Origin of the sequence: Sphingosinicella sp. LHD-64, assembly GCF_031157375.1 — a bacterium.
GTDB lineage: Bacteria > Pseudomonadota > Alphaproteobacteria > Sphingomonadales > Sphingomonadaceae > Allosphingosinicella.
In genome coordinates this window covers 1243674-1262104 of record NZ_JAVIFV010000001.1, presented here as the reverse complement: position 1 = coordinate 1262104, position 18431 = coordinate 1243674, and the positions used below count along the sequence as shown (strand labels likewise).

17 protein-coding genes are annotated in these 18431 nt (G+C 67.6%); 7 read left to right on the top strand and 10 right to left on the bottom strand.

Translation table 11 applies throughout. The features are described from left to right. Window positions 1-12: 12 nt before the first annotated feature. The 3 genes from RCO27_RS06060 to RCO27_RS06050 form a co-directional block, all read right to left on the bottom strand. Window positions 13-792 (bottom strand): DUF899 domain-containing protein, encoded by a 780-nt coding sequence (locus tag RCO27_RS06060; protein WP_309001733.1) that lies wholly within the window; start codon window positions 790-792, stop codon window positions 13-15. Window positions 793-1258: 466 nt separating this feature from the next. Then, window positions 1259-1687 carry an SRPBCC domain-containing protein gene (locus RCO27_RS06055; protein WP_309001732.1) on the bottom strand — a complete coding sequence of 143 codons (429 nt, stop codon included), beginning with the start codon at window positions 1685-1687 and terminating at the stop codon, window positions 1259-1261. 35 nt (window positions 1688-1722) lie between these two features. Beyond that, the gene (locus tag RCO27_RS06050; protein ID WP_309001731.1) at window positions 1723-2052 is read right to left on the bottom strand and encodes a metalloregulator ArsR/SmtB family transcription factor; all 330 of its coding nucleotides are present in this window, start codon (window positions 2050-2052) and stop codon (window positions 1723-1725) included. Window positions 2053-2208: 156 nt separating this feature from the next. Between RCO27_RS06050 and RCO27_RS06045 the strand changes: the two genes are divergently transcribed. Together RCO27_RS06045 and RCO27_RS06040 are read left to right on the top strand one after the other, a co-directional pair. Beyond that, window positions 2209-3183 (top strand): helix-turn-helix domain-containing protein, encoded by a 975-nt coding sequence (locus RCO27_RS06045; protein ID WP_309001730.1) that lies wholly within the window; start codon window positions 2209-2211, stop codon window positions 3181-3183. A gap of 82 nt (window positions 3184-3265) precedes the next feature. Then, the gene (locus RCO27_RS06040; protein WP_309001729.1) at window positions 3266-4168 is read left to right on the top strand and encodes an arginase family protein; all 903 of its coding nucleotides are present in this window, start codon (window positions 3266-3268) and stop codon (window positions 4166-4168) included. Window positions 4169-4172: 4 nt separating this feature from the next. Here the strand turns inward: RCO27_RS06040 and guaA are convergent, their stop codons facing one another. Beyond that, the gene (guaA, locus tag RCO27_RS06035) at window positions 4173-5732 is read right to left on the bottom strand and encodes a glutamine-hydrolyzing GMP synthase (protein ID WP_309001728.1); all 1560 of its coding nucleotides are present in this window, start codon (window positions 5730-5732) and stop codon (window positions 4173-4175) included. 98 nt (window positions 5733-5830) lie between these two features. Between guaA and RCO27_RS06030 the strand changes: the two genes are divergently transcribed. From RCO27_RS06030 to RCO27_RS06020, 3 genes are all read left to right on the top strand, one after another. Beyond that, window positions 5831-7465 carry an alkaline phosphatase family protein gene (locus RCO27_RS06030; protein ID WP_309001727.1) on the top strand — a complete coding sequence of 545 codons (1635 nt, stop codon included), beginning with the start codon at window positions 5831-5833 and terminating at the stop codon, window positions 7463-7465. Between the two features lie 138 nt (window positions 7466-7603). Beyond that, window positions 7604-7951 (top strand): metalloregulator ArsR/SmtB family transcription factor, encoded by a 348-nt coding sequence (locus RCO27_RS06025; RefSeq protein ID WP_309001726.1) that lies wholly within the window; start codon window positions 7604-7606, stop codon window positions 7949-7951. Continuing rightward, entirely contained in the window at window positions 7944-8441 is a 498-nt protein-coding gene (locus RCO27_RS06020) for an SRPBCC family protein (protein ID WP_309001725.1), read from the top strand. The genes RCO27_RS06025 and RCO27_RS06020 overlap by 8 nt, the downstream gene beginning before the upstream one ends. Window positions 8442-8707: 266 nt before the next feature. On the opposite strand, the gene RCO27_RS06015 is transcribed toward RCO27_RS06020, so the two are convergent. The 4 genes from RCO27_RS06015 to RCO27_RS06000 form a co-directional block, all read right to left on the bottom strand. Continuing rightward, the gene (locus tag RCO27_RS06015; RefSeq protein ID WP_309001724.1) at window positions 8708-9181 is read right to left on the bottom strand and encodes a glycine zipper 2TM domain-containing protein; all 474 of its coding nucleotides are present in this window, start codon (window positions 9179-9181) and stop codon (window positions 8708-8710) included. A 327-nt stretch (window positions 9182-9508) separates the two neighbouring features. Continuing rightward, entirely contained in the window at window positions 9509-10288 is a 780-nt protein-coding gene (locus RCO27_RS06010; RefSeq protein WP_309001723.1) for a LytTR family DNA-binding domain-containing protein, read from the bottom strand. Continuing rightward, window positions 10285-11373 (bottom strand): histidine kinase, encoded by a 1089-nt coding sequence (locus RCO27_RS06005; protein WP_309001722.1) that lies wholly within the window; start codon window positions 11371-11373, stop codon window positions 10285-10287. Before RCO27_RS06005 ends, RCO27_RS06010 begins: the two co-directional genes overlap by 4 nt. A 114-nt stretch (window positions 11374-11487) precedes the next feature. Then, window positions 11488-13644 (bottom strand): prolyl oligopeptidase family serine peptidase, encoded by a 2157-nt coding sequence (locus RCO27_RS06000; RefSeq protein ID WP_309001721.1) that lies wholly within the window; start codon window positions 13642-13644, stop codon window positions 11488-11490. A 132-nt stretch (window positions 13645-13776) separates the two neighbouring features. On the opposite strand from RCO27_RS06000, the gene RCO27_RS05995 reads away from it, so the two are divergent. Next, on the top strand, window positions 13777-15453 hold the full coding sequence (locus RCO27_RS05995; RefSeq protein ID WP_309001720.1) for a M28 family metallopeptidase: 1677 nt from the start codon (window positions 13777-13779) through the stop codon (window positions 15451-15453). Here RCO27_RS05995 and RCO27_RS05990 read toward each other — a convergent pair. Then, complete coding sequence (locus RCO27_RS05990; protein WP_309001719.1) at window positions 15450-16019, bottom strand: XRE family transcriptional regulator; 570 nt, start codon at window positions 16017-16019, stop codon at window positions 15450-15452. The genes RCO27_RS05995 and RCO27_RS05990 overlap by 4 nt on opposite strands. A 14-nt stretch (window positions 16020-16033) precedes the next feature. On the opposite strand from RCO27_RS05990, the gene RCO27_RS05985 reads away from it, so the two are divergent. Then, a complete protein-coding gene (locus tag RCO27_RS05985; protein WP_309001718.1) occupies window positions 16034-17134 on the top strand; it encodes a serine hydrolase domain-containing protein in 1101 nt (366 codons plus the stop codon). On the opposite strand, the gene RCO27_RS05980 is transcribed toward RCO27_RS05985, so the two are convergent. Beyond that, window positions 17131-18378 (bottom strand): FAD-dependent oxidoreductase, encoded by a 1248-nt coding sequence (locus RCO27_RS05980; protein ID WP_309001717.1) that lies wholly within the window; start codon window positions 18376-18378, stop codon window positions 17131-17133. The two genes, RCO27_RS05985 and RCO27_RS05980, sit on opposite strands and share 4 nt — an antisense overlap. Window positions 18379-18431: the final 53 nt, after the last annotated feature.

The following is an 18431-nucleotide window of genomic DNA, read 5'->3' as shown; positions in this document are numbered from 1 at the left end:
CGGACCCGGCAACTAGGCTTGGTCGGGTTTCTCCCACGCCGCCTGTCCCGCCTCGGATATCTCGACCCATTTCGGGTCGGGTGTGGCGCCAGCGACATAGTTGTCGTGCCAGTTTATCCACTTGTACGGCGGGGTTTGCGGATAGCCTTCCGGCGAGTCCTCCCACGCCTCCTGGCGGCCGAGCGCGGTGATGTCGAGATAGGCCCAGGTGGGCCCCATCGTCTCGTCGCCGCGCCAGTTGACGAAATAGGTGCGGAACACGCGGTCGCCGTCGCGGATGAAGGCGTTCGTCCCATGCCATTCGTCCACGTCGAAATCGGCATCGAAATCGTCGGTCAGGGTGTACCAGGGGATATGCTCCCAGCCCATCCGCGCCTTCACCCGCGCGATGTCCGCCTGCGGCGCGCGCGAGACGAACGCGAAGCTGGTGTCGCGCGCGTTGAGATGAGCGGGGTGGCCCACCTGATCGGCGATCTGGGAGCAGCCCCGGCAGGCATGTTCGGGCCAGCCGAACACGCCGGGCTCGAAGAAGGCGCGGTAGACGATCAATTGACGGCGGCCGCCGAACAGATCGAGCAGGCTCAGCTTGCCGTCGAGGCCGATGAATTCGTAGTCCTTCTCCACTGCAAGCCATGGCATTCGCCGGCGCTCGGCGGCCAGGGCGTCGCCGGCGCGCGTGTGGGCCTTTTCCTTGACGAGCAGCTGGTCCCACGCGGCTTTCCATTCGTCCCGCGGGACGACGGGCGGGTGGTTCCCCAATGCTTCGTCGCGCAAATGCGTGTCTTTTCCCATAGCTATTGCTCCTGCCACTCACGTCCCCCGTCGCATCATTGGGATTTCGTCGAGGGGCCTGGTCGCGGTGATCGAAGCGCGTGAGGCCCTGATCCCAGAAAAGAAGAGACAATCGGGCGAGTCCCCTGACAGGCCATGTGTCCAAAATGGCGTCGAACCGCTGACTGACATATGCGCATGTTATGGAGGCAGGTGTGCGTTTGGTTCACAGCTTGCGGGCCGTCTCTCGACTTGCGCCAAGACCGACAGTCATTCAGAGCTGCGGTATGGTTGAACCACGGCGTCCGCCGGCGCTCAGTGGCCTGGACATAACCGGCACGGGTGTGGCTCTTTTCCTTCGCGAGTGATTGGCCCCCAGCGGCTTTCCACTCATCTCGCGAGACGACGGGCGGGTGGTGCTCCAGGGGTCCGCTTTCCTGCTCCATGGCGGCATCTCCGATTTCAACGTCCCCCGCATCAGTCGCCTCTAATCCTGTTCGTCCGTGAGCGTCCCGATGCGCGGAACGACCTGCGACCAGCCGCCGCTCATGTTCCGATAGGCCGTCTCGTTCCTCGGGAAGACGAAGCCAGAATGAAACAGGCGGACGCGTGTTCCCTCGGCAACTTTGGAAAGGGTGAACGTCACCACCGTATCGAGAAGCGAGCCGTAGCCGACATTGCCTTCGTGCCCGCCCTTCCAGGAATAAGCGAAGCGTTCGTTCGGGATAACTTCCAGCACTTCGCACCGGATGGTGCCGTCCCATTTGCCGGCGGGGTTGGTCCTGTAGGTGAAGCGGTTGCCGACCACCGGTTCGAATCCGGCCGGCGCCATGCCGAGCCACCGGCCCATCAGTTCGCCCGAGGTCAGCGTTTTCCAGATCGTCTCGGGCGCATGCGGGAAGACCTCGTCGACCACGATCTCCTCAGTACCGGAATGCATTGGACCGTGGTTCACGGATCGATCTCCTTCAGAAGCGTGCGCAGGTTGGCGAAGCGTTCACGCCAGAAGCCGTCATAATGGCTCAGCCAATCGAACAGCGGGGCGAGGCCCTCCGGCCTGGCGCGGTAATAGACGTTGCGGCCCGCCGGGCGCTCGGCGACCAGGCCGGCGCGCTTCAAGGCCTTGAGATGCTGGGATACGGCGCCCTGCGTCACGCCGCTGCCCCGCGTCAGCTCGACCACGGTGATCTCGTCGACCCGGGAAATCCGCTCGAACACCGCACGGCGCGTCGGATCGCCGAGGGCGCGCATGACGGTGTCGATGGGAATGCCTCCGATCATGAGACGAATCATTAGCAACGACTAATTCATTAGTCAACGCTAATCCTTAGGATGGTGATTTCGAGGTGCTCATTGGAAGATCTCGGTGGTTGGGGCCGAAATCAGTAGCCGCGGCCCGCTCTGGCGAAAATGACAAAAGATTGTCATTATCTGCCAATGCCCCACAAGATCGTGCTGTTGGCCCTGCCCGACTTCGAGCTGCTCGATGTGACCGGCCCGGCCTCGGTCTTTGCCTCCGCCAACTACGCCCTGGAGCTGACCGGCAGGAAGCCGGCCTATTCCGTCGAGCTGGCGTCTCCGGAGGGAGGCCCCTTGCAGAGCTGCAGCATCCTCCAGCTGCACTCACGCGCCGTCGCCGAGATTCCGCCCGATCGGATCGACACGCTCCTTGTGACAGGCGGTCATACGTCGGACCTCGCCCGGCTCGCGATCGCACCGGATGTCGCGCAATGGGTGATCCGTTGCGCCAGCGCCGCGGCGCGCTTCGGGTCCATCTGTACCGGCACGTTCATCCTCGCCGAACTGGGCCTGATCGACGGCCGGCGGGTGACCACGCATTGGGAAGCGTGCGACTTGCTGACGCGAAGCTTCCCTGCCGTCGATGTCGATCCGGATGCCCTGTTCGTGGTGGACGACAGTCTCTGGACGTCGGCCGGCGTCACCGCCGGGATCGATCTCGCGCTCGCCATGATTGCCCGTGACGTGGGCGTGGACATTGCCAATATGGTCGCGCGCGGGCTCGTCCTCTATGCCCGCCGTCCGGGGCACCAGTCGCAGTTCAGCCCGCTGCTGCGCGCCCAGGCGCGGGCCGATCATCCGTTCGGCGCCTTGGCCGACTGGATCCAGGCCAATCTGGACGGCGTCCTCGATGTTGCCACTCTCGCGGCGCAGGCGGGGCTGAGCGAGCGCAGCTTCCATCGCAAGTTCATGGCCGCGATGGGCATGTCGCCGGCACGCTATGTGGAGAATATCCGTCTCGATGCCGCGCGGATGCTGCTTTCACGCGGCCTGCCGATCAAGGCGGTGGCGGCCCAGGTGGGACTGTCCCCGACGGCGCGTTTCAGCAAGGTCTTCACGCGCCGGTTCGGAATGGCGCCGAACCTGTACCAGAAGATGCACGCGGAGCCGTGACGGCGACGGCCAGCAGAGGCTGACTTTCCGGTGATCAGGAACAATGCGGCGCCGAGCCGGTTCGAAGGCTGCAGGAACCGCCATGCCGAACCGCCGCTATGTCATTGTCGAGGCGCCCTCCACGCTTGGGCTGGCGACGGACGGCGTGGAGGGGTTGCCGCAGCGGCTGTTGGAACTCGGCCTCGCCGACCGGATCGGGGCGCGCCGCGCCGGGCGGCTCGCCACCCCTCCCAAGAATCCGACGCCTGATCCCGACACCCTGACGCTGAATGCCGGGGCGATCGCCGCCTGGTCGCCGGTGCTTGCCGATGCGGTGGAAGCGGTGCTCGATGCCGGCGAGTTCCCGGTGGTGCTGGGCGGCGACTGCACGATCGTGCTGGGCTCCATGCTCGCGCTGCGCCGGCGCGGCCGTTATGGCCTGCTCTTCATCGACGGCAACGCCGACTTCTTCCAGCCGGAGGCCGAGCCCAATGGCGAGGGCGCGTCGATGGATCTCGCGTTCGCGACCGGTTACGGGCCGCCGCTGCTCACCGATCTGGAGGGGCGTCGCCCCCTGGTGCGGGCGAGCGACAGCGTCGCGTTCGCCTTCCGTGACCATGAGGACCAGGCCGAGTTCGGCAGCCAGCCCTTGCCAGCCGAGCTGCGCAGCTATGATCTTCCCGCGATCCGTCGCTTGGGCGTGGAGGCTGCGGCGCACGCGGCGGTCGCCCATCTGACACGAGAAGAGCTCGACGGCTTCTTCATCCACGTCGATGCCGACTGCCTGGACGATGCGATCATGCCCGCCGTTGATTTCCGCGTGCCCTACGGTCTGTCCTGGGACGAGCTGGCAGCGGCGCTCGCGATCGCGCTGGCGAGCGAAGAGGCGGTCGGGATCGAGATCACGATCTACAACCCGAATCTCGACGCGGATGGCAGCGCCGGCCGCGGTCTCGTCGAGGTGCTGGCCTCTGCCCTCGCGGCGCCTGCGACCGTCCCGGTCTAGCCGGTCATTCCCACTCGATCGTGCCGGGCGGCTTCGACGTATAGTCGTAGACGACCCGGTTGATCCCCCGCACCTCGTTGACGATCCGTGTCGCCACTCGGCTCAGGAAGGCGGCGTCGAAGGGATAGATGTCGGCGGTCATGCCGTCGGTCGATGTGACGGCGCGCAGGGCGCAGACATGGTCGTAGGTGCGATGATCGCCCATCACGCCGACGGTGCGGACGGGGAGCAGCACGGCGAAGGCCTGCCAGATCGCGTCGTAGAGGCCGGCGTTGCGGATTTCCTCGAGATAGATCGTGTCGGCCCTCCTGAGGATGTCGCATTTCTCGCGCGTCACCTCGCCCGGAATGCGGATGGCGAGGCCGGGGCCGGGGAAGGGGTGGCGGGCGACGAAGGCTTCGGGGAGGCCGAGCTCGCGCCCGAGCGCACGGACCTCGTCCTTGAAGAGTTCGCGCAAGGGTTCGACGAGCTGCATGTTCATGCGCTCGGGGAGGCCGCCGACATTGTGGTGGCTCTTGATCGTCACGGACGGCCCGCCCGTGAAGCTGACGCTCTCGATCACGTCGGGATAGAGCGTGCCCTGGGCGAGGAAATCGGCGCCGCCGATCTTCTGCGCCTCCGCCTCGAACACGTCGATGAAGGTCTTGCCGATGAACTTTCGCTTGGCCTCGGGGTCGTCGACGCCCTTGAGGCCGGAGAGGAAGAGCTGCTCGGCTTCGACGTGGACGAGCGGAATGTTGTAGCTGTTGCGGAACAGGCTCACGACCTGCTCGGCCTCGTTGGCGCGCATCAGGCCGTGGTCGACGAAGACGCAGGTGAGCTGGCTGCCGATCGCCTCGTGGATCAGCACCGCGGCGACGGCGCTGTCGACGCCGCCGGACAGGCCGCAGATGACTCGCCCGTCGCCGACCTGCGCGCGGATGTCGGCGATCTTGGTCTGGCGATATTCGGCCATCGTCCAGTCGCCGGGCAGGCCGCAGACGTGGCGGACGAAATTGGCAAGCAGCTTGCCGCCGTCCGGTGTGTGGACCACCTCCGGGTGGAACATCAGGCTGAAGAAGCGGCGCTTTTCGTCGGTGGCAATGGCATAGGGCGCGCCTTCCGACGCAGCGACGACGCTGAAGCCCTCGGGCAGCGCCTCGACCCGGTCGCCGTGGCTCATCCAGACCTGGTGGACCTCGCCCTGTTTCCACAGGCCGTCGAACAGCATGCTCTCGCCGGTGATCTCGATGAAGGCGCGGCCGAACTCGCGATTGTCGGACGGCGCGACGCGACCGCCGAGCTGATGCGCCATCGTCTGCTGGCCGTAGCAGATCGCGAGGATCGGCAGGCCCGCGTCGAAGAAATGCTGCGGCGCGCGCGGGCTGTCGTCCCACATCACCGAGGAGGGGCCGCCGGAGAGGATGATGCCCTTCGGCCTGAGGCGCTCGAACGCCTCGGCGGCGTGGCTGAACGGGGCGATCTCGCTGTAGACGCCGGCCTCGCGCACGCGCCGCGCGATGAGCTGCGTCACCTGGCTTCCGAAGTCGACGATGAGGATGGAATCGGCGGGCTGGACTGTCATGGGCAGCCGATAGGCAGGGTCGTGGCATCTGGCAAGCGCACTTGAATCGTCACACGAACGTGGCAAAGGCGCCGTCAAGAGGTCCGGGAAGGGAGTCCATGAAGCTCAAGCTTTTCGCCGCCGCTTTGGTGTTGGCGGCCAGTGCCGCCGCCGTTGCCCAGGCGCCGCGGAACCCGCCGAAGCTGATCGTCGCCATTTCGGTGGATCAGTTTTCCGGCGATCTGTTCGCCGAGTACCGCCAGTATTTCACCGGTGGTCTCAGGCGGCTGAGCGAGGGGGCGGTGTTTCCCGCCGGCTTCCAGTCCCATGCCGCGACCGAGACCTGCCCGGGCCATTCGACGATCCTCACCGGCGCGCGGCCGGCGCGAACCGGGATCATCGCCAACAACTGGTTCGATCTCGGGACGGAGCGGCCCGACAAGCTCATTTACTGTGCCGAAGATGAGCGCGTACCGGGGAGCAATTCCGAGGATTACACGCCGTCGGGTGTCCACCTGCGCGTGCCCACCCTCGGCGATCTGATGCGCCGGCGCGATCCGCGCAGCCGCGTCGTCGCGGTCGCCGGCAAGGACCGCGCGGCGATCATGATGAGCGGGCACAACCCCACCCAGCGCTGGTTCCGCAGCGGCACCCGCTTCGTCAGCGACCGCGAAACCCCGGCCCCAGCCGCGGTGGCATCGGCGAATCAGGATATTGCGCGGCGGCTGGCCGAGACCGCGCCGCCCATGGCGCTGCCCGCGCCGTGCCAGCCGCGCAGCCGTGCCGTGCCGGTGGGCCCGGCCGGCCGGACCGTGGGCGACGGACGTTTCGGCCACGCCGCCGGCGATGGCGAGGCGTTGCTCGATTCGCCCGAATATGACGAGATCGTGCTCGGCCTCGCCGAAGGCATAAGCGGCGAGATGCGGCTCGGCCAGGGTGCGGGGACCGACCTGCTGATCGTCGGCCTCTCGGCGACCGACTATGTCGGCCATCGCTTCGGCACCCAGGGCAGCGAGATGTGCATCCAGCTGCTGGCGCTCGACCGGATGCTCGGCGGCTTCTTCGACCGGCTGGACACGCAAGGCATCGACTATGCCGTCGTGCTCACCGCCGATCATGGCGGGCATGACCTGCCGGAGCGGGTGCGCGAACAGGCAGGCGGGCAGGCGGAGCGTGCCGATGCGGACCTCAGGGCGCGGGTCATGGGCCCGGCGATCGGGCAACGGCTGGGGCTTCCCGGCCAGCTGATCTATGGCGACTCGGTGTTCGGCGATTTCTACGTCGATCGCGCGCTGGCCGAGGCCGATCGCCGGCGTGTGCTCGACGAGGCGGTTCAGGCCTATCGCGCCCATCCGCACGTCGCTGCGGTGTTCACCCGCGTGGAGATTGAAGCGGCCCCCGCGCCGGCCGGGCCGCCTGATACGTGGAGTGTGCTGCAGCGGATCCGCGCCTCGTTCGACGCCGAACGCTCGGGCGACTTCTATGTGGTGCTGAAGCCCCGGGTGACGCCGATCCCGACGGTGGGCGCGACCGGATCGATCGCCACGCACGGCAGCGTCTGGGACTATGACCGGCGGGTGCCGATCCTGTTCTGGCGGCGCGGCATGACCGCGTTCGAGCAGCCGCTCAGCGTCGAGACGGTCGACATCATGCCGACCCTCGCCGGGCTGATCGGCCTGCCGCTCGCGCCGGGTTCCGTCGACGGGCGCTGCCTGGATCTCGACCCGGGTCCGGCCACGACCTGCCCGCGCTAGCGCGACCACAATCCTACCCGAGCGGTAATTGCCGGTCGCCCCCTCGGCACGTAGCGGCATGCGAGGGGCTGTGAGCCAAAAGTTAAGCGACGGCTAAAGCTTTGTTGACAGGGTCGCCGACTCGCAATACTTAAGCTCATGCTTAACGATTCGGCCCTGCTCGACCGGACATTCCAGGCCCTCGCCGATCCGACCCGGCGCGGCATCCTGGCCCGGCTGAGCCGTGGCCCCGCATCGGTAAGCGATCTCGCCCGGCCTTTGCCGATGAGCCTTCCGGCCGTACTCCAGCACCTGCAGGCGCTGGAGGCGAGCGGACTGGTCAGCTCGGCAAAGCAAGGGAGGGTGCGCACAGTCTCGATCGAGCCCGCGGCGATGAATGCTGCCGAGAACTGGTTCACCGAGCAGCGTTCGAACTGGGAAGCCAGCGCCGACCGGCTCGAAGATTATCTCGCAACCCTGCAAGACGACGGAGAGAAACATGAGTGAGCAAATCGACCTGGTGCTGGAACGCACCCTCAACGCCCCGCGCGACTTGGTCTGGAAGGCCTGGACCGATCCGGAGCATCTCAAGCGCTGGTTCGCGCCGAAGCCCTACGAGATCAGCGAGATGGAGCTGGACCTGCGTCCGGGGGGCATCTTCCGCCTGCGCATGGTGGGCCCGGACGGCTTCGACACCGGCCACGGCAATCCCGGCTGCGTGCTCGAAGTGGTGGAGGGCGAGAAGCTCGTTTGGACGAACGCGCTTTCGCCCGAATATCGCCCGGCCGAGATGGGTGAGGGCTGCGAATCCTTTCCGATGACTGCGGTCATCACCTTCGCCGATGCGGGCGACGGCAAGACCTTCTACCGCGCCGTTGCACTGCACCGGAACGCGGCGGACCGCGAGACCCACGAGAAAATGGGCTTCCAGGAAGGCTGGGGCCTTTGCGCCGATCAGCTCGAGGAGCTTGCCGCCGGCCTGGGCGCCGACGCCTAGGACGGATCGACATTCAGTTTTGTACCCTCTCCCTTGAGGGAGAGGGCAGGGTGAGGGTGTCGGGCATTTGGGACTATTCTCGGAGGCAGAACCCCCTCACCCCAACCCTCTCCCCGCTGGGGAGAGGGAGTTTCATGCTGAATGTCGATTGGTCGTAGACTGTCCCGGCGAGCCGGAAGTCGCGTCGGCCATGGAGCCAACGCCTGGAAAAAGGGCCCGGCCGAGCAAATGCTCAGCCGGGCCTTTCTTTTGTCTAGACTAGAGGCTCAGCAGCCGCGGTCGATCTCGCGCCCGACGAGTGCGCCGACGGCACCGCCGATGATCGCGCCGGTCGTGCCGCTGCCGCCACGGCGGTAGCCGTAACGGCCATAGCGCCCGCCGCGTCCGATCTCGCGTCCGAGCAACGCCCCGGTGGCGCCGCCGATGATCGCGCCGGTCGTGCCGCTCCCGCAGCGATAGCGCCGGCCATAATAGCCGCGGTCATAATAGCCGTAGCCGCGGCCGTAATAGCCGCGATCGCGATAATAGCGCCGGCCGCGATAGCCGCGGTAGCCGCCATAATAGTCGCCGCGCCGGTAGCGGCGGGGGTAGTCGCGATAATAGCCGCGATCGTAGTAACCGCGGTCGTAGTAGCCACGACCGTAATAGCCGTCGCCATAATATTGGGCCTCGGCCGCCGCGGGCAGCGCGATCAGCGCCGTCACCGACGCTGCGGCGCCGAAGATGAGAGTCTTGAGCATGATACGGGCTCCTTGCGACATCGTGGCGGACTCAGCACGGAGTTCGCCCCAATCTCGCCATAATCCTTAAAGGCTGAGCCTGACATGAACCGGATCCCGGCCCCGTCCGGGGGGATTTATTGGACGGGGCCGGAAACGGACGGATCGCAATACAACGCGGCCCGACCGTCGGGGACGTGAAAGTCACGCGGCTGGACGCCGAGCCGTTTCGGCTCGAACACCCGTAGACGACGGTTGGCTGCGTCGTCATCCGGTTATCTTCGGTTAAGCCTGCAGGTTGGAGGATTCAGCCGGAGAGCGACCGGTGTCAGCCGGGCGCGACGAACGTCACAAATCCGGCAGCGCTCTGCCCTCGTCGGCAATGCCGCGTACCTTCGTCAGGAGCGCGCGCAGTCCGCTGACGTAGCGGCGGCCGACGGGCGCTTCACCGCCACTCACGAGCTGGACGGTCAAGGCGCCGGTCGCCTTGCGCCTGAGACCGGTGATCGCGCGCGTCCGGCAGATGGCGGAGCGATGGACGCGGATGAACTCGTTCGGGTCAAGCCGATCGGCCAGATGGGTCAGGGTCTCGCGCATCAGGCCGCCGCCATTGTCGGCATGGAGGCGCACATAGTCGCCCTCCGCCTCGATCCATTCGATTCCGCCGATCGGAACGCGAATGAACTCACCGCGCCGATGCACCCAGAGACTGTCCTGCGCGCCCAGTTTGTCGGCGCTTTCGGAGGCGACGGAGCGCCGGCCGCGCAACCAGGTACGCGCCTTCTCCAGTGCCGCGGCGAGTCGGTCGGGCGCGACCGGCTTCATCAGATAGTCGGCGGCGTCGGTGTCGAAGGCGCGTACCGCGTAGCGGTCATAGGCGGTGACGAAGATGATCGCGGGTCGGAGCCGTGCCGGGACACGCGCGGCGACGTCGAACCCGCCAAGACCCGGCATCGCGATATCGAGGAAGACGATATCGGGATTGTGCTCGTCGATGAGCTGCACGGCGCGGCGCGCGCTGGTCGTGCAATCGACCACCTCGATGTCGTCGAATGCGGCGAGGGAATGGGCGAGGCGCCGGACCGCGAGCGGCTCGTCGTCGACGATCAGCGCACGCAGCCGGCTCATGCCGCCAGCTCCAGCGGCAGCTCGATGGCAGCGCGATAGCCGGAAGGAGAGAGCGGGCCGGCGGTCAGTCGACCGTGATCGCCGAAATGGGCCTGGAGCCGCTCGCCGACATTCGCGAGGCCGAGGCCGGTGCCGCGGCGGGACGGCCCATCGCCCTCGCCATCGTCTTCCACCACAAGGCGAAGCTGGCCGCGATCCGCCGCCGCGACGATGCGGATCGTGGTGATCTGCTCGGACCGGTCGACGCCATGGCGCACCGCATTCTCGATCAGCGGTTGCAGGATCAGGGTCGGCACGCGGGCATGGGCCAGGGCTTCGGGCACCTCGATCGTCACCTTCATCCGCTCGGAGAATCGCGCCGCCTCGATGTCGAGATAGCGTCGCTGGAGAGCGATCTCCTCGTCGAGGCCGATCGTCCCCTCGCGATCGGCGGCAAGCGTGGAATGAAGAAAGGCGGCGAGGTTGAGCAGCATCACCTCCGCTTCCTCATTGCGCCGCTCCAGAACGAGAGAGGAGATCGAGTTCAATGCATTGAACAGGAAATGCGGGTTCACCTGGTAACGCAGGGCCGCGATCCGCGCTTCCTGGGCGAGCTCGCGCATCGCGGCGGTGCGCATCTGCTGGTCCTGCGCATCCCAGTGATAGGTGAGCGCGAGGTGGGTGCCGGTCCAGGCGAGGAAATAACCCAGCCAGACCACCATCCACTGCACGAAAATGCTGACGCTCATCGGTGCGATGCCCGGGATGGGAAACAGCTCTCGCACGATGACGTTGTTGAACAGCGACTGGACGACCGCCATCAGGATCGCGCCGGCAACGCCCCAGAGGACTCGCCGGGAAAAGGTGCTGCCATGCAACCGATCCAGGGCATAGACCATGCCGACGCACATCAGCGTGCCGAAGCAGGCGTAGACGAAGCGGCGCGGCGCCATCACCTCGAACGGTATCGTATCGACAAAGGCGGCGCGCAGCGACAGGACGACGAACGCGAACAGCCAGAACAGACCGATGAGGACCAAGGTCGCGCGTCGGCGCTCGGCAAGCAGCGTCTCGCGTTCCGCTACGATCGAGATGGGCGCGTTCATGCGCGTCTATGCCGACTTTGTCCGCTCACGGCGCAACGCCCGTAGCATCAAAGCCGACCGGAAGTCAGCGCCTTGTAAACGCCTTCGGTCCGATAGCCCTGGCCGGCCGGGTGCTTAGGGGGCGGTGGTGCTGCCTGCCGGCACGTTCAGCCCTGTGAAATGGGCGATGAACGCGTACATGTCGCTATATTCCTCGATCTGCTTGTCGGTCGGCTTGCCGGAGCCGTGGCCGGCGCGCGTCTCGATGCGGATGAGGTGCGGCTGCGGGCCGGCATCGGCGGCCTGGAGCGCGGCGATATATTTGAAGCTGTGCCCCGGCACGACGCGGTCGTCCGTGTCGGCGGTCGTGACCAGCACGGCCGGGTAGGGCGCGCCCGCGCGGATGTTGTGATAGGGCGAATAGGCGCGCAGGATCCGGAAGTCCGGCTCGCGGTCCGGATAGCCGTAATCGTCGACCCAGTAGCGGCCCGCGGTGAACCGGTCGAAGCGCAGCATGTCCATGACGCCGACGCCGGGCAGCGCCGCGGCGAACAGGTCCGGCCGCTGATTGACCACCGCGCCGACGAGAAGGCCGCCGTTCGAGCGGCCCTCGATCGCAAGATTGCGGTTCGAGGTGACGCCCTCGCGGATCAGATATTCGGCCGCGCCGATGAAGTCGTCGAACACGTTCTGCTTGTTGGCGCGCCGCCCGGCATCGTGCCAGGCCTGACCATATTCGCCGCCGCCGCGGATGTTGGCGACCGCGAGCACGCCGCCCATGTCGACCCAGGTCATCCAGCGCGGCTGGAAGGCCGGGGTCGAGGAGACGTTGAAGCCGCCATAGCCGTAGAGCAGGGTCGGCTGCGGCCGCGCCCGATCGAGATCCCTGCGGTGGACGAGGAACATCGGCACCCGTGTTCCGTCGCGCGAATTGAAGAAGACCTGGCGGACCTCGTAATTGTTCGGATCAAAGGCGAGCTCGGTCTGGGCGAAGACGCTGCTCTGGCCGGTCGCGCTGTCGTAGCGGTAGACGGTCGGCGGCCGGTTGTAGCTCGCAAACGCATAGAAGGTCTCGGTGCTGCTGCCATGGCCCTGGAAGCCCGTGGCGGTACCGATGCCGGGCAGGGCGACGGCGCCGGTGCGGCGGCCGTTCAGGTCAAAGGTCCGAACCTCGCTCTTCGCGTCGACGAGATATTCGGCGACGAGCTGGTCGCCGATGATCGAGGCGCCATCGAGCGTCGCCGCGTCCTCCGGCACGATCTCGCGGGCCTCGGCGACCGGACGGGTGATGTCGGCAGTGACGATGCGCTGGCGCGCCGCGCCGCTGTTCGTCCGCCAGTAGAAGGTGGTGCCGCGATTGCCGACATAGGTCCAGTCATGCTCGCGCCCGATGACGTAGGGCTGCGGCCGGGCATTGGGCACGGTGAGGTCGACGAGGGTGATGTCGTAGCGCGCGTCGGTGCCTTCCGACGTGTAGATCACCAGCCAGCGGCCGTCGTCCGAAACCTGCGCGTTGTGATTGTAGCGGGGATGATCCGGCGTGGCGTAGATCAGCCGGTCTGCGCTCTGCGGCGTGCCGAGACGGTGGAAGTAGACCGCCTGATTCTCGTTCAACGACTGGAACTGTGCGCCCTGGGCCGGCTCGGGAAAGCGGGAATAATAGAAGCCGGAGCCGTCCTTCGCCCAGTCGATGTTGGAGAATTTGACCCAGCGGATCTCGTCCTGGGTGGGCTGGCCGGTCGCGACATCGAGCACGCGCACGGTCCGCCAGTCGGTGCCGCCGTCCTGCACCGAATAGATGAGGTGGCGGCCGTCTTCCGAGGGCGACCATTCGGCGAGCGCGGTGGCGCCGTCCTGCGACCAGCCATTGGGGTCGATCAGCACCCGCGGCGTGCCATTGAGGCCATCGCGGACATAGAGGACCGACTGGTTCTGCAGACCGTCGTTGCGGGTGTAGAAATAATGGCCGCCGGCTTCCTCGGGCAAGCCGAACCGCTCGTAATCGTACATCTGCGTCATCCGCGCGCGGAAGGCGTCGCGGCCCGGCAGGGTGGCGAGATAGGCGTTGGTGACCTCGTTCTGCGACGTCACCCAGGCACGGACCTGCGCATCTTCGCGCACATCGTTCTCGAGCCAGCGATAGGGATCGGCGATCCGCTCGCCGAACTGCTCCTCGACCACGGTCCCGCGCGTCGTCTCGGGATAGGTGAGGGCGGGCCCGGCGGTCTGGGCCGGCGCGTTCATGGCCAAAGCGGCGAGGGAAATGGCGAGGAGGGCAGCGGGCAGACGCATGGATCGGCACCTTCGTTTCGGCAAGAGCGATGCGAGGTCTAACAGCCGATGATCGGCTGTCAATTTTCCGCCATCCGGCTTGCGCCGACCGCCAAAGCGGCCGATGAGCGCCGCCGGGTGAAGGAGGTGCGCATGCGGTGGATGGCAGTGGTGCTGGCGGGGCTTGCGGTGCTGGCGGCGCCGGCCGGTGCGACCGACCCCGCATCGCCCGAATCCTATGCGCCGATCGACCTGCAGCGCCTGTCCGACTGGACCCGCGCGCTCGCCTCCGACGAACTGCAGGGCCGCGCCCCCGGCACCGAGGGCGAGACGCGGACGATCGCGTATCTCACCGAGCAGTTCCGCGCGCTCGGCCTGGAGCCGGGCGGCGAGAATGGCGGCTGGACCCAGCGCGTGCCGCTCGTCCACACCCAGGTCCGGTCGCCCGCAAGCTTCACGGTGTCTTCGCATGGCGAGGCGCTGACGCTGCAATCGCCGCGCGACATCTACGTGAACACCGCCCGCGAGACGCAGAACGTGCGCATCGCCGACGCGCCGATGGTGTTCGTCGGCTACGGCATCACCGCGCCGGAGCGGAGCTGGGACGATTTCGGCGACGTCGACCTCAGCGGCAAGATCGCCGTCTTCCTGGTCAACGATCCCGATTTCGAGGCTGCCGAGGGTGATCCGGTCGCGGGCCGCTTCGGCGGACGGGCGATGACCTATTACGGCCGCTGGACCTACAAGTTCGAAGAGGCCGCCCGGCGCGGCGCGATCGGCGCGCTCGTCGTCCACGAGACCGAAGGCGCCGGCTATGGCTGGAACACCGTCCAGGCGCCCGCGGGCGAGAATTACAGCGTGGTGTTGGCCGAAGGCGCCCGCCCGCCGGTGCTGCTGCAGGGGTGGATCCAGCGCGAGATTGCTGCAGACCTGCTGCGCCGCGCGGGGCAGGATTTCGAAGCGGTCAAACGTCAGGCACGCTCCGGTAGCTTCCGGCCGATCGATCTCGGTGCGACCTTCTCCACCGACCTGCCGGTTACGGTCGAGCGGGTCGAGAGCCACAATGTCATCGCCCGCCTCCCCGGCGCGCGGCGGCCGAACGAGACGATCATGCTTGCCGGCCACTGGGACGCCTACGGCATCGGCCCGGCCGATGCGCGCGGCGACACGATCCGCAACGGCGCGCATGACGATGCGGTGGGGATCGCCGGCGTGCTGGAGATCGCCCGCCACTTCGCCGCCGGGCCGCGGCCGGACCGCACCTTGCTGTTCGCCGCCTGGACCGGCGAGGAGCGCGGACTGCTCGGCTCCGAATATTTCGCCGCCAACCCGATCTATCCCGCCGAGACGATGGTCGCGAGCCTCGCGCTCGACACGCTGCAGAGCGCCGGCGCGGCGCGCGACGTGATCCTGATCGGCCAGGGCCAGTCGAGCCTCGAGGACCTGATGGCGCGCTTCGCGCGGGAGCAGGGCCGGACGGTGACGCCGGATGCGCAGCCGCAGCGCGGCCTGTTCTACCGCGCCGACCATTTCCCCTTCGCCAAGCGCGGCGTGCCGGTGCTGCTGCTGATGGCCCTGGGCGGCGGCGCCGACCTGGTCAACGGCGGGCGCGCGGCGGGCGACCGCTGGGTCAGCGAGTTCACCGCCAATTGCTACCACCAGCCTTGCGACGAATGGCGACCCGACTGGGACTTGCGCGGCGCCGCGCAGGACGTGTCGCTCGCCTACCGCATCGCCCGCCACCTCGCGACCACGGCCGAATGGCCGCAATGGCGCGACGGCTCGGAATTCCGCGCGGTGCGCGAGACGTCCGCGGATCGCCGGCGCTAGAGGATCACGTTGCGCACGAAGCGCACCGTGCCGCCGCCGCCGTTGGCGAAGACATAGGGCTGTGCGCTGCTGAAGATCAGGAAGTCGCCGGCGCCGATTTCGTGCCGGCCGTCGGCGGCCTCGACGACGAGGACGCCTTCGATCACCAGCAGCATCTCGTGCCAGTTCTCGGAGTCCGCCTCGGACGGATAGCGTTCGCCCTCCGCCAGCGACCAGAGCCAGAGCTCCGCCTCGCGCGTTGCCGGGGCCGTGCCGAGCAGCACGCCCTTGCTCTCCGGATCGGCGCCGCGCCAGGCGATGCTGTCGATGCGGCGGTTGTCGGGCGCGTCGGGCGGACGGACCAGCTCCGAAAGGCTGCAGCCCAGGGCCGCGGCGAGGCGATCGAGCGTCGACAGGCTGACATTGGCCTCGTCGGTCTCGATCGCGATGACCATCCGGCGGCTGATGCCGGACAGTTCGGAGAGCCCGGCCTGGCTGAGACCCCGCGCCTGGCGTCGGGCGCGGACATTTTCGGCGACATGCGCCAGCACCTCGGGGCGCGCTTGACTGTGCAATATACTGCTCATATCGATTGCGCATTATGTTGCACAGACTCGCCCGTGCCAAGCTGGCCGCCGCCGCGCTCATGCTCCTCGTCCTGCTGCCCTCGCCCGGTCGGGCCCAGGCAACGCCCTCGCTTGCGCAGGTCATCGACTCCTTTGCCGGCGAGCATGAGTTCAGCGGCACGATCCTGCTGCGCGCCCGGGGCCGCACCCTCTATGCCCGCAGCTTCGGGCTCGCCGATCGCGCCTTCGACATCCCGGCCGCCGCCGACACCCGCTTCAGGATCGCGTCGATCACCAAGCTGTTTACCGCGGTCCTAGCGCTCCAGCTGGTCGAGGACGGGCGGCTTCGCCTCGACGCGCCGATCCGTACCTACCTTCCCGACTATCCCGGCCAGGGCGCCGACCGGGTCACCGTCCATCACCTGCTCAACCACACGTCGGGCCTTGTCCAATATGACCGAATATCGAGCTATCAAGAAGGGTTCGCGAACGGAATCGAGCAGTATCAGCGGCCGCTTTCGCCTGCCGCTATGCTGCAGCGTTGCTGCAGCGGGCCGCTGGCGCGCGCCCCGGGGACGGCGTTCGACTACAACAATGCGGACTATATCGTGCTCGGCCGGATCATCGAGCGGATTGCCGACAGGCCGTTCGAGGCGGTGCTGGCCGAGCGCATCCTGCGTCCGCTCGGGCTCGACGGGACCGGCATGTCGCACTGGGACCGGATCGTCCCGCGCCTGGCGCCGACCTATTTCTTCCGCGACGACACGCGCCGGCTCGTTCCGGACATGCCGGTCTATTTCGAGAATTGGGATGCCGCGGGCGGCATGTATTCGACCGCCGCGGACCTCGCGGATTTCGCCGATGCGCTCTATGGCGGGCGTCTGATCGGGCGCGACATGCTGGCCCGGATGCTGATGCCGGGCCTGGACGATTATGGCTACGGCCTCTGGTCCTACACGATCACCCGCGGCGGCCGTCCGCACCGTGTCGCCAAGCGTCCGGGCAGCGTGATGGGGGCGAACGCGGTCCTCTACCGGCTACTCGATCGCGACGCGACGGTGGTGCTCCTCGCCAACACGAACCGCGCGGATCTCGACGTCTTCGCCCAGCGGATCGGCGACGTGTTCGTCCGCTAGTGAACGGCGCGATTCTCGGTTTCGGCCTTGGTTGCCAGCGAGAAGCGGGGTTCGGGCGTCGCCAGCCGGCCGAGGACGAGGTCGGCGGCATAGCGGCCGACGGCCGGACCGTGCTTGAAGCCGTGACCCGAGCCGGCGCCGACGAGGACGACGTTGCGCCAGCGCGGATGACGGTCGATCAGCAGGTCGCCGTTCGAGCTGTTCTCATACTGGCAGACCCGCGCCTCGCTTAACGGGCGGTCGGCGAGGGCAGGAAAGCGGCGGGCCATGAAGGCGCGGACGTCGGCGAGGGCTGCCGCGGACGGCGTCCGGTCTCCGGTGTCCGGGTCCATCCGCGGGCCGTGCGCGTCATGGGCGATCTTGAAGCCACGCGCCTCGAGATCGGGGAAACCGTAATAGATGTCGCCGCCGTTGAAATCGGCCCAGCCGGGGAACCGGTCGGGCGCGAAGCGCCGGTCGCCGGGTGGGGGCGCGAAGAAGAAGACCTCCTGCCGCGTCGGGAAGATACGCGCGGCGAGCAGATCCGGGAAGACGCGCCCGAGCCACGGCCCGCAGGCAAAGACGAAGCGCTCGGCCGCAACGGTGGCGCCGTCCACGGTGCGGATCGCCGCCAGGGTGTCGGCGTCCGACCGGGGCGGCGCGACCGCGGCCTGCCGGTAGCCGCCGCCGGCACGGACGAAACCGGCGACCAGGGTCTGCACCGCGCGGCGGGCCATCAGCGCGCCGAAGCCGGGCTCGAACAAACCGGCCTCGATGCCGGCGAAGTCGATCTGCGGGAAGCGTCGGCGGAGCGCCGCGGCGTCGAGCAATTCGGTCGGCAGGCCGATCCGCCGATGCACCGCCATCGTCTGCTCGAGGAACGGCTCCACCCGCGGAAAGAAGAACAGCACGCCGGTGCGATGGAAGAGCGGGAGGCCGGCGCGGTCCGACAGCGCCTGCCAGTCGGACAGGGAGTCGGTCGCCATCCGCGTATAGACCTCGTCGGCGCCATAGGCACCGCGCGTCATGCGGGATTCTCCACCCGATGAGGCACGGGCATGGGCCGGTCCCCAGGCGTCGAGCAGCAGCACGCTGCGTCCCCCCTCCTGCAGCCGCTTCGCCGTCCAGGCGCCGAACACGCCGGCGCCGACCACGACGATGTCGGGCCGGCGCCGGGATTGTGCGCGGAGCGATTTCGGCAGCACGGCCGACCCGGCCGCGGCGGCGCTGGCGGTGAGCAGGAAGCGGCGCGTCAGTCCGGACATGCGGACATCATCCCGATCCTCCCCGCCGAGTCCAGCGGGGAGGAGGGAAGCGG

Coding starts and splice junctions, on each gene's coding strand:
- RCO27_RS06040 (WP_309001729.1), top strand. CDS start 3,266: ATGCCGAACCGCCGCTATGTCATTGTCGAGGCGCCCTCCACGCTTGGG.
- RCO27_RS06005 (WP_309001722.1), bottom strand. CDS start 11,373: ATGAACGCGCCCATCTCGATCGTAGCGGAACGCGAGACGCTGCTTGCC.
- RCO27_RS06045 (WP_309001730.1), top strand. CDS start 2,209: ATGCCCCACAAGATCGTGCTGTTGGCCCTGCCCGACTTCGAGCTGCTC.
- RCO27_RS05980 (WP_309001717.1), bottom strand. CDS start 18,378: ATGTCCGGACTGACGCGCCGCTTCCTGCTCACCGCCAGCGCCGCCGCG.
- RCO27_RS06020 (WP_309001725.1), top strand. CDS start 7,944: ATGAGTGAGCAAATCGACCTGGTGCTGGAACGCACCCTCAACGCCCCG.
- RCO27_RS06000 (WP_309001721.1), bottom strand. CDS start 13,644: ATGCGTCTGCCCGCTGCCCTCCTCGCCATTTCCCTCGCCGCTTTGGCC.
- RCO27_RS05990 (WP_309001719.1), bottom strand. CDS start 16,019: ATGAGCAGTATATTGCACAGTCAAGCGCGCCCCGAGGTGCTGGCGCAT.
- RCO27_RS06010 (WP_309001723.1), bottom strand. CDS start 10,288: ATGAGCCGGCTGCGTGCGCTGATCGTCGACGACGAGCCGCTCGCGGTC.
- RCO27_RS06050 (WP_309001731.1), bottom strand. CDS start 2,052: ATGATCGGAGGCATTCCCATCGACACCGTCATGCGCGCCCTCGGCGAT.
- RCO27_RS05985 (WP_309001718.1), top strand. CDS start 16,034: ATGTTGCACAGACTCGCCCGTGCCAAGCTGGCCGCCGCCGCGCTCATG.
- RCO27_RS06015 (WP_309001724.1), bottom strand. CDS start 9,181: ATGCTCAAGACTCTCATCTTCGGCGCCGCAGCGTCGGTGACGGCGCTG.
- guaA (WP_309001728.1), bottom strand. CDS start 5,732: ATGACAGTCCAGCCCGCCGATTCCATCCTCATCGTCGACTTCGGAAGC.
- RCO27_RS06025 (WP_309001726.1), top strand. CDS start 7,604: ATGCTTAACGATTCGGCCCTGCTCGACCGGACATTCCAGGCCCTCGCC.
- RCO27_RS06030 (WP_309001727.1), top strand. CDS start 5,831: ATGAAGCTCAAGCTTTTCGCCGCCGCTTTGGTGTTGGCGGCCAGTGCC.
- RCO27_RS05995 (WP_309001720.1), top strand. CDS start 13,777: ATGCGGTGGATGGCAGTGGTGCTGGCGGGGCTTGCGGTGCTGGCGGCG.
- RCO27_RS06060 (WP_309001733.1), bottom strand. CDS start 792: ATGGGAAAAGACACGCATTTGCGCGACGAAGCATTGGGGAACCACCCG.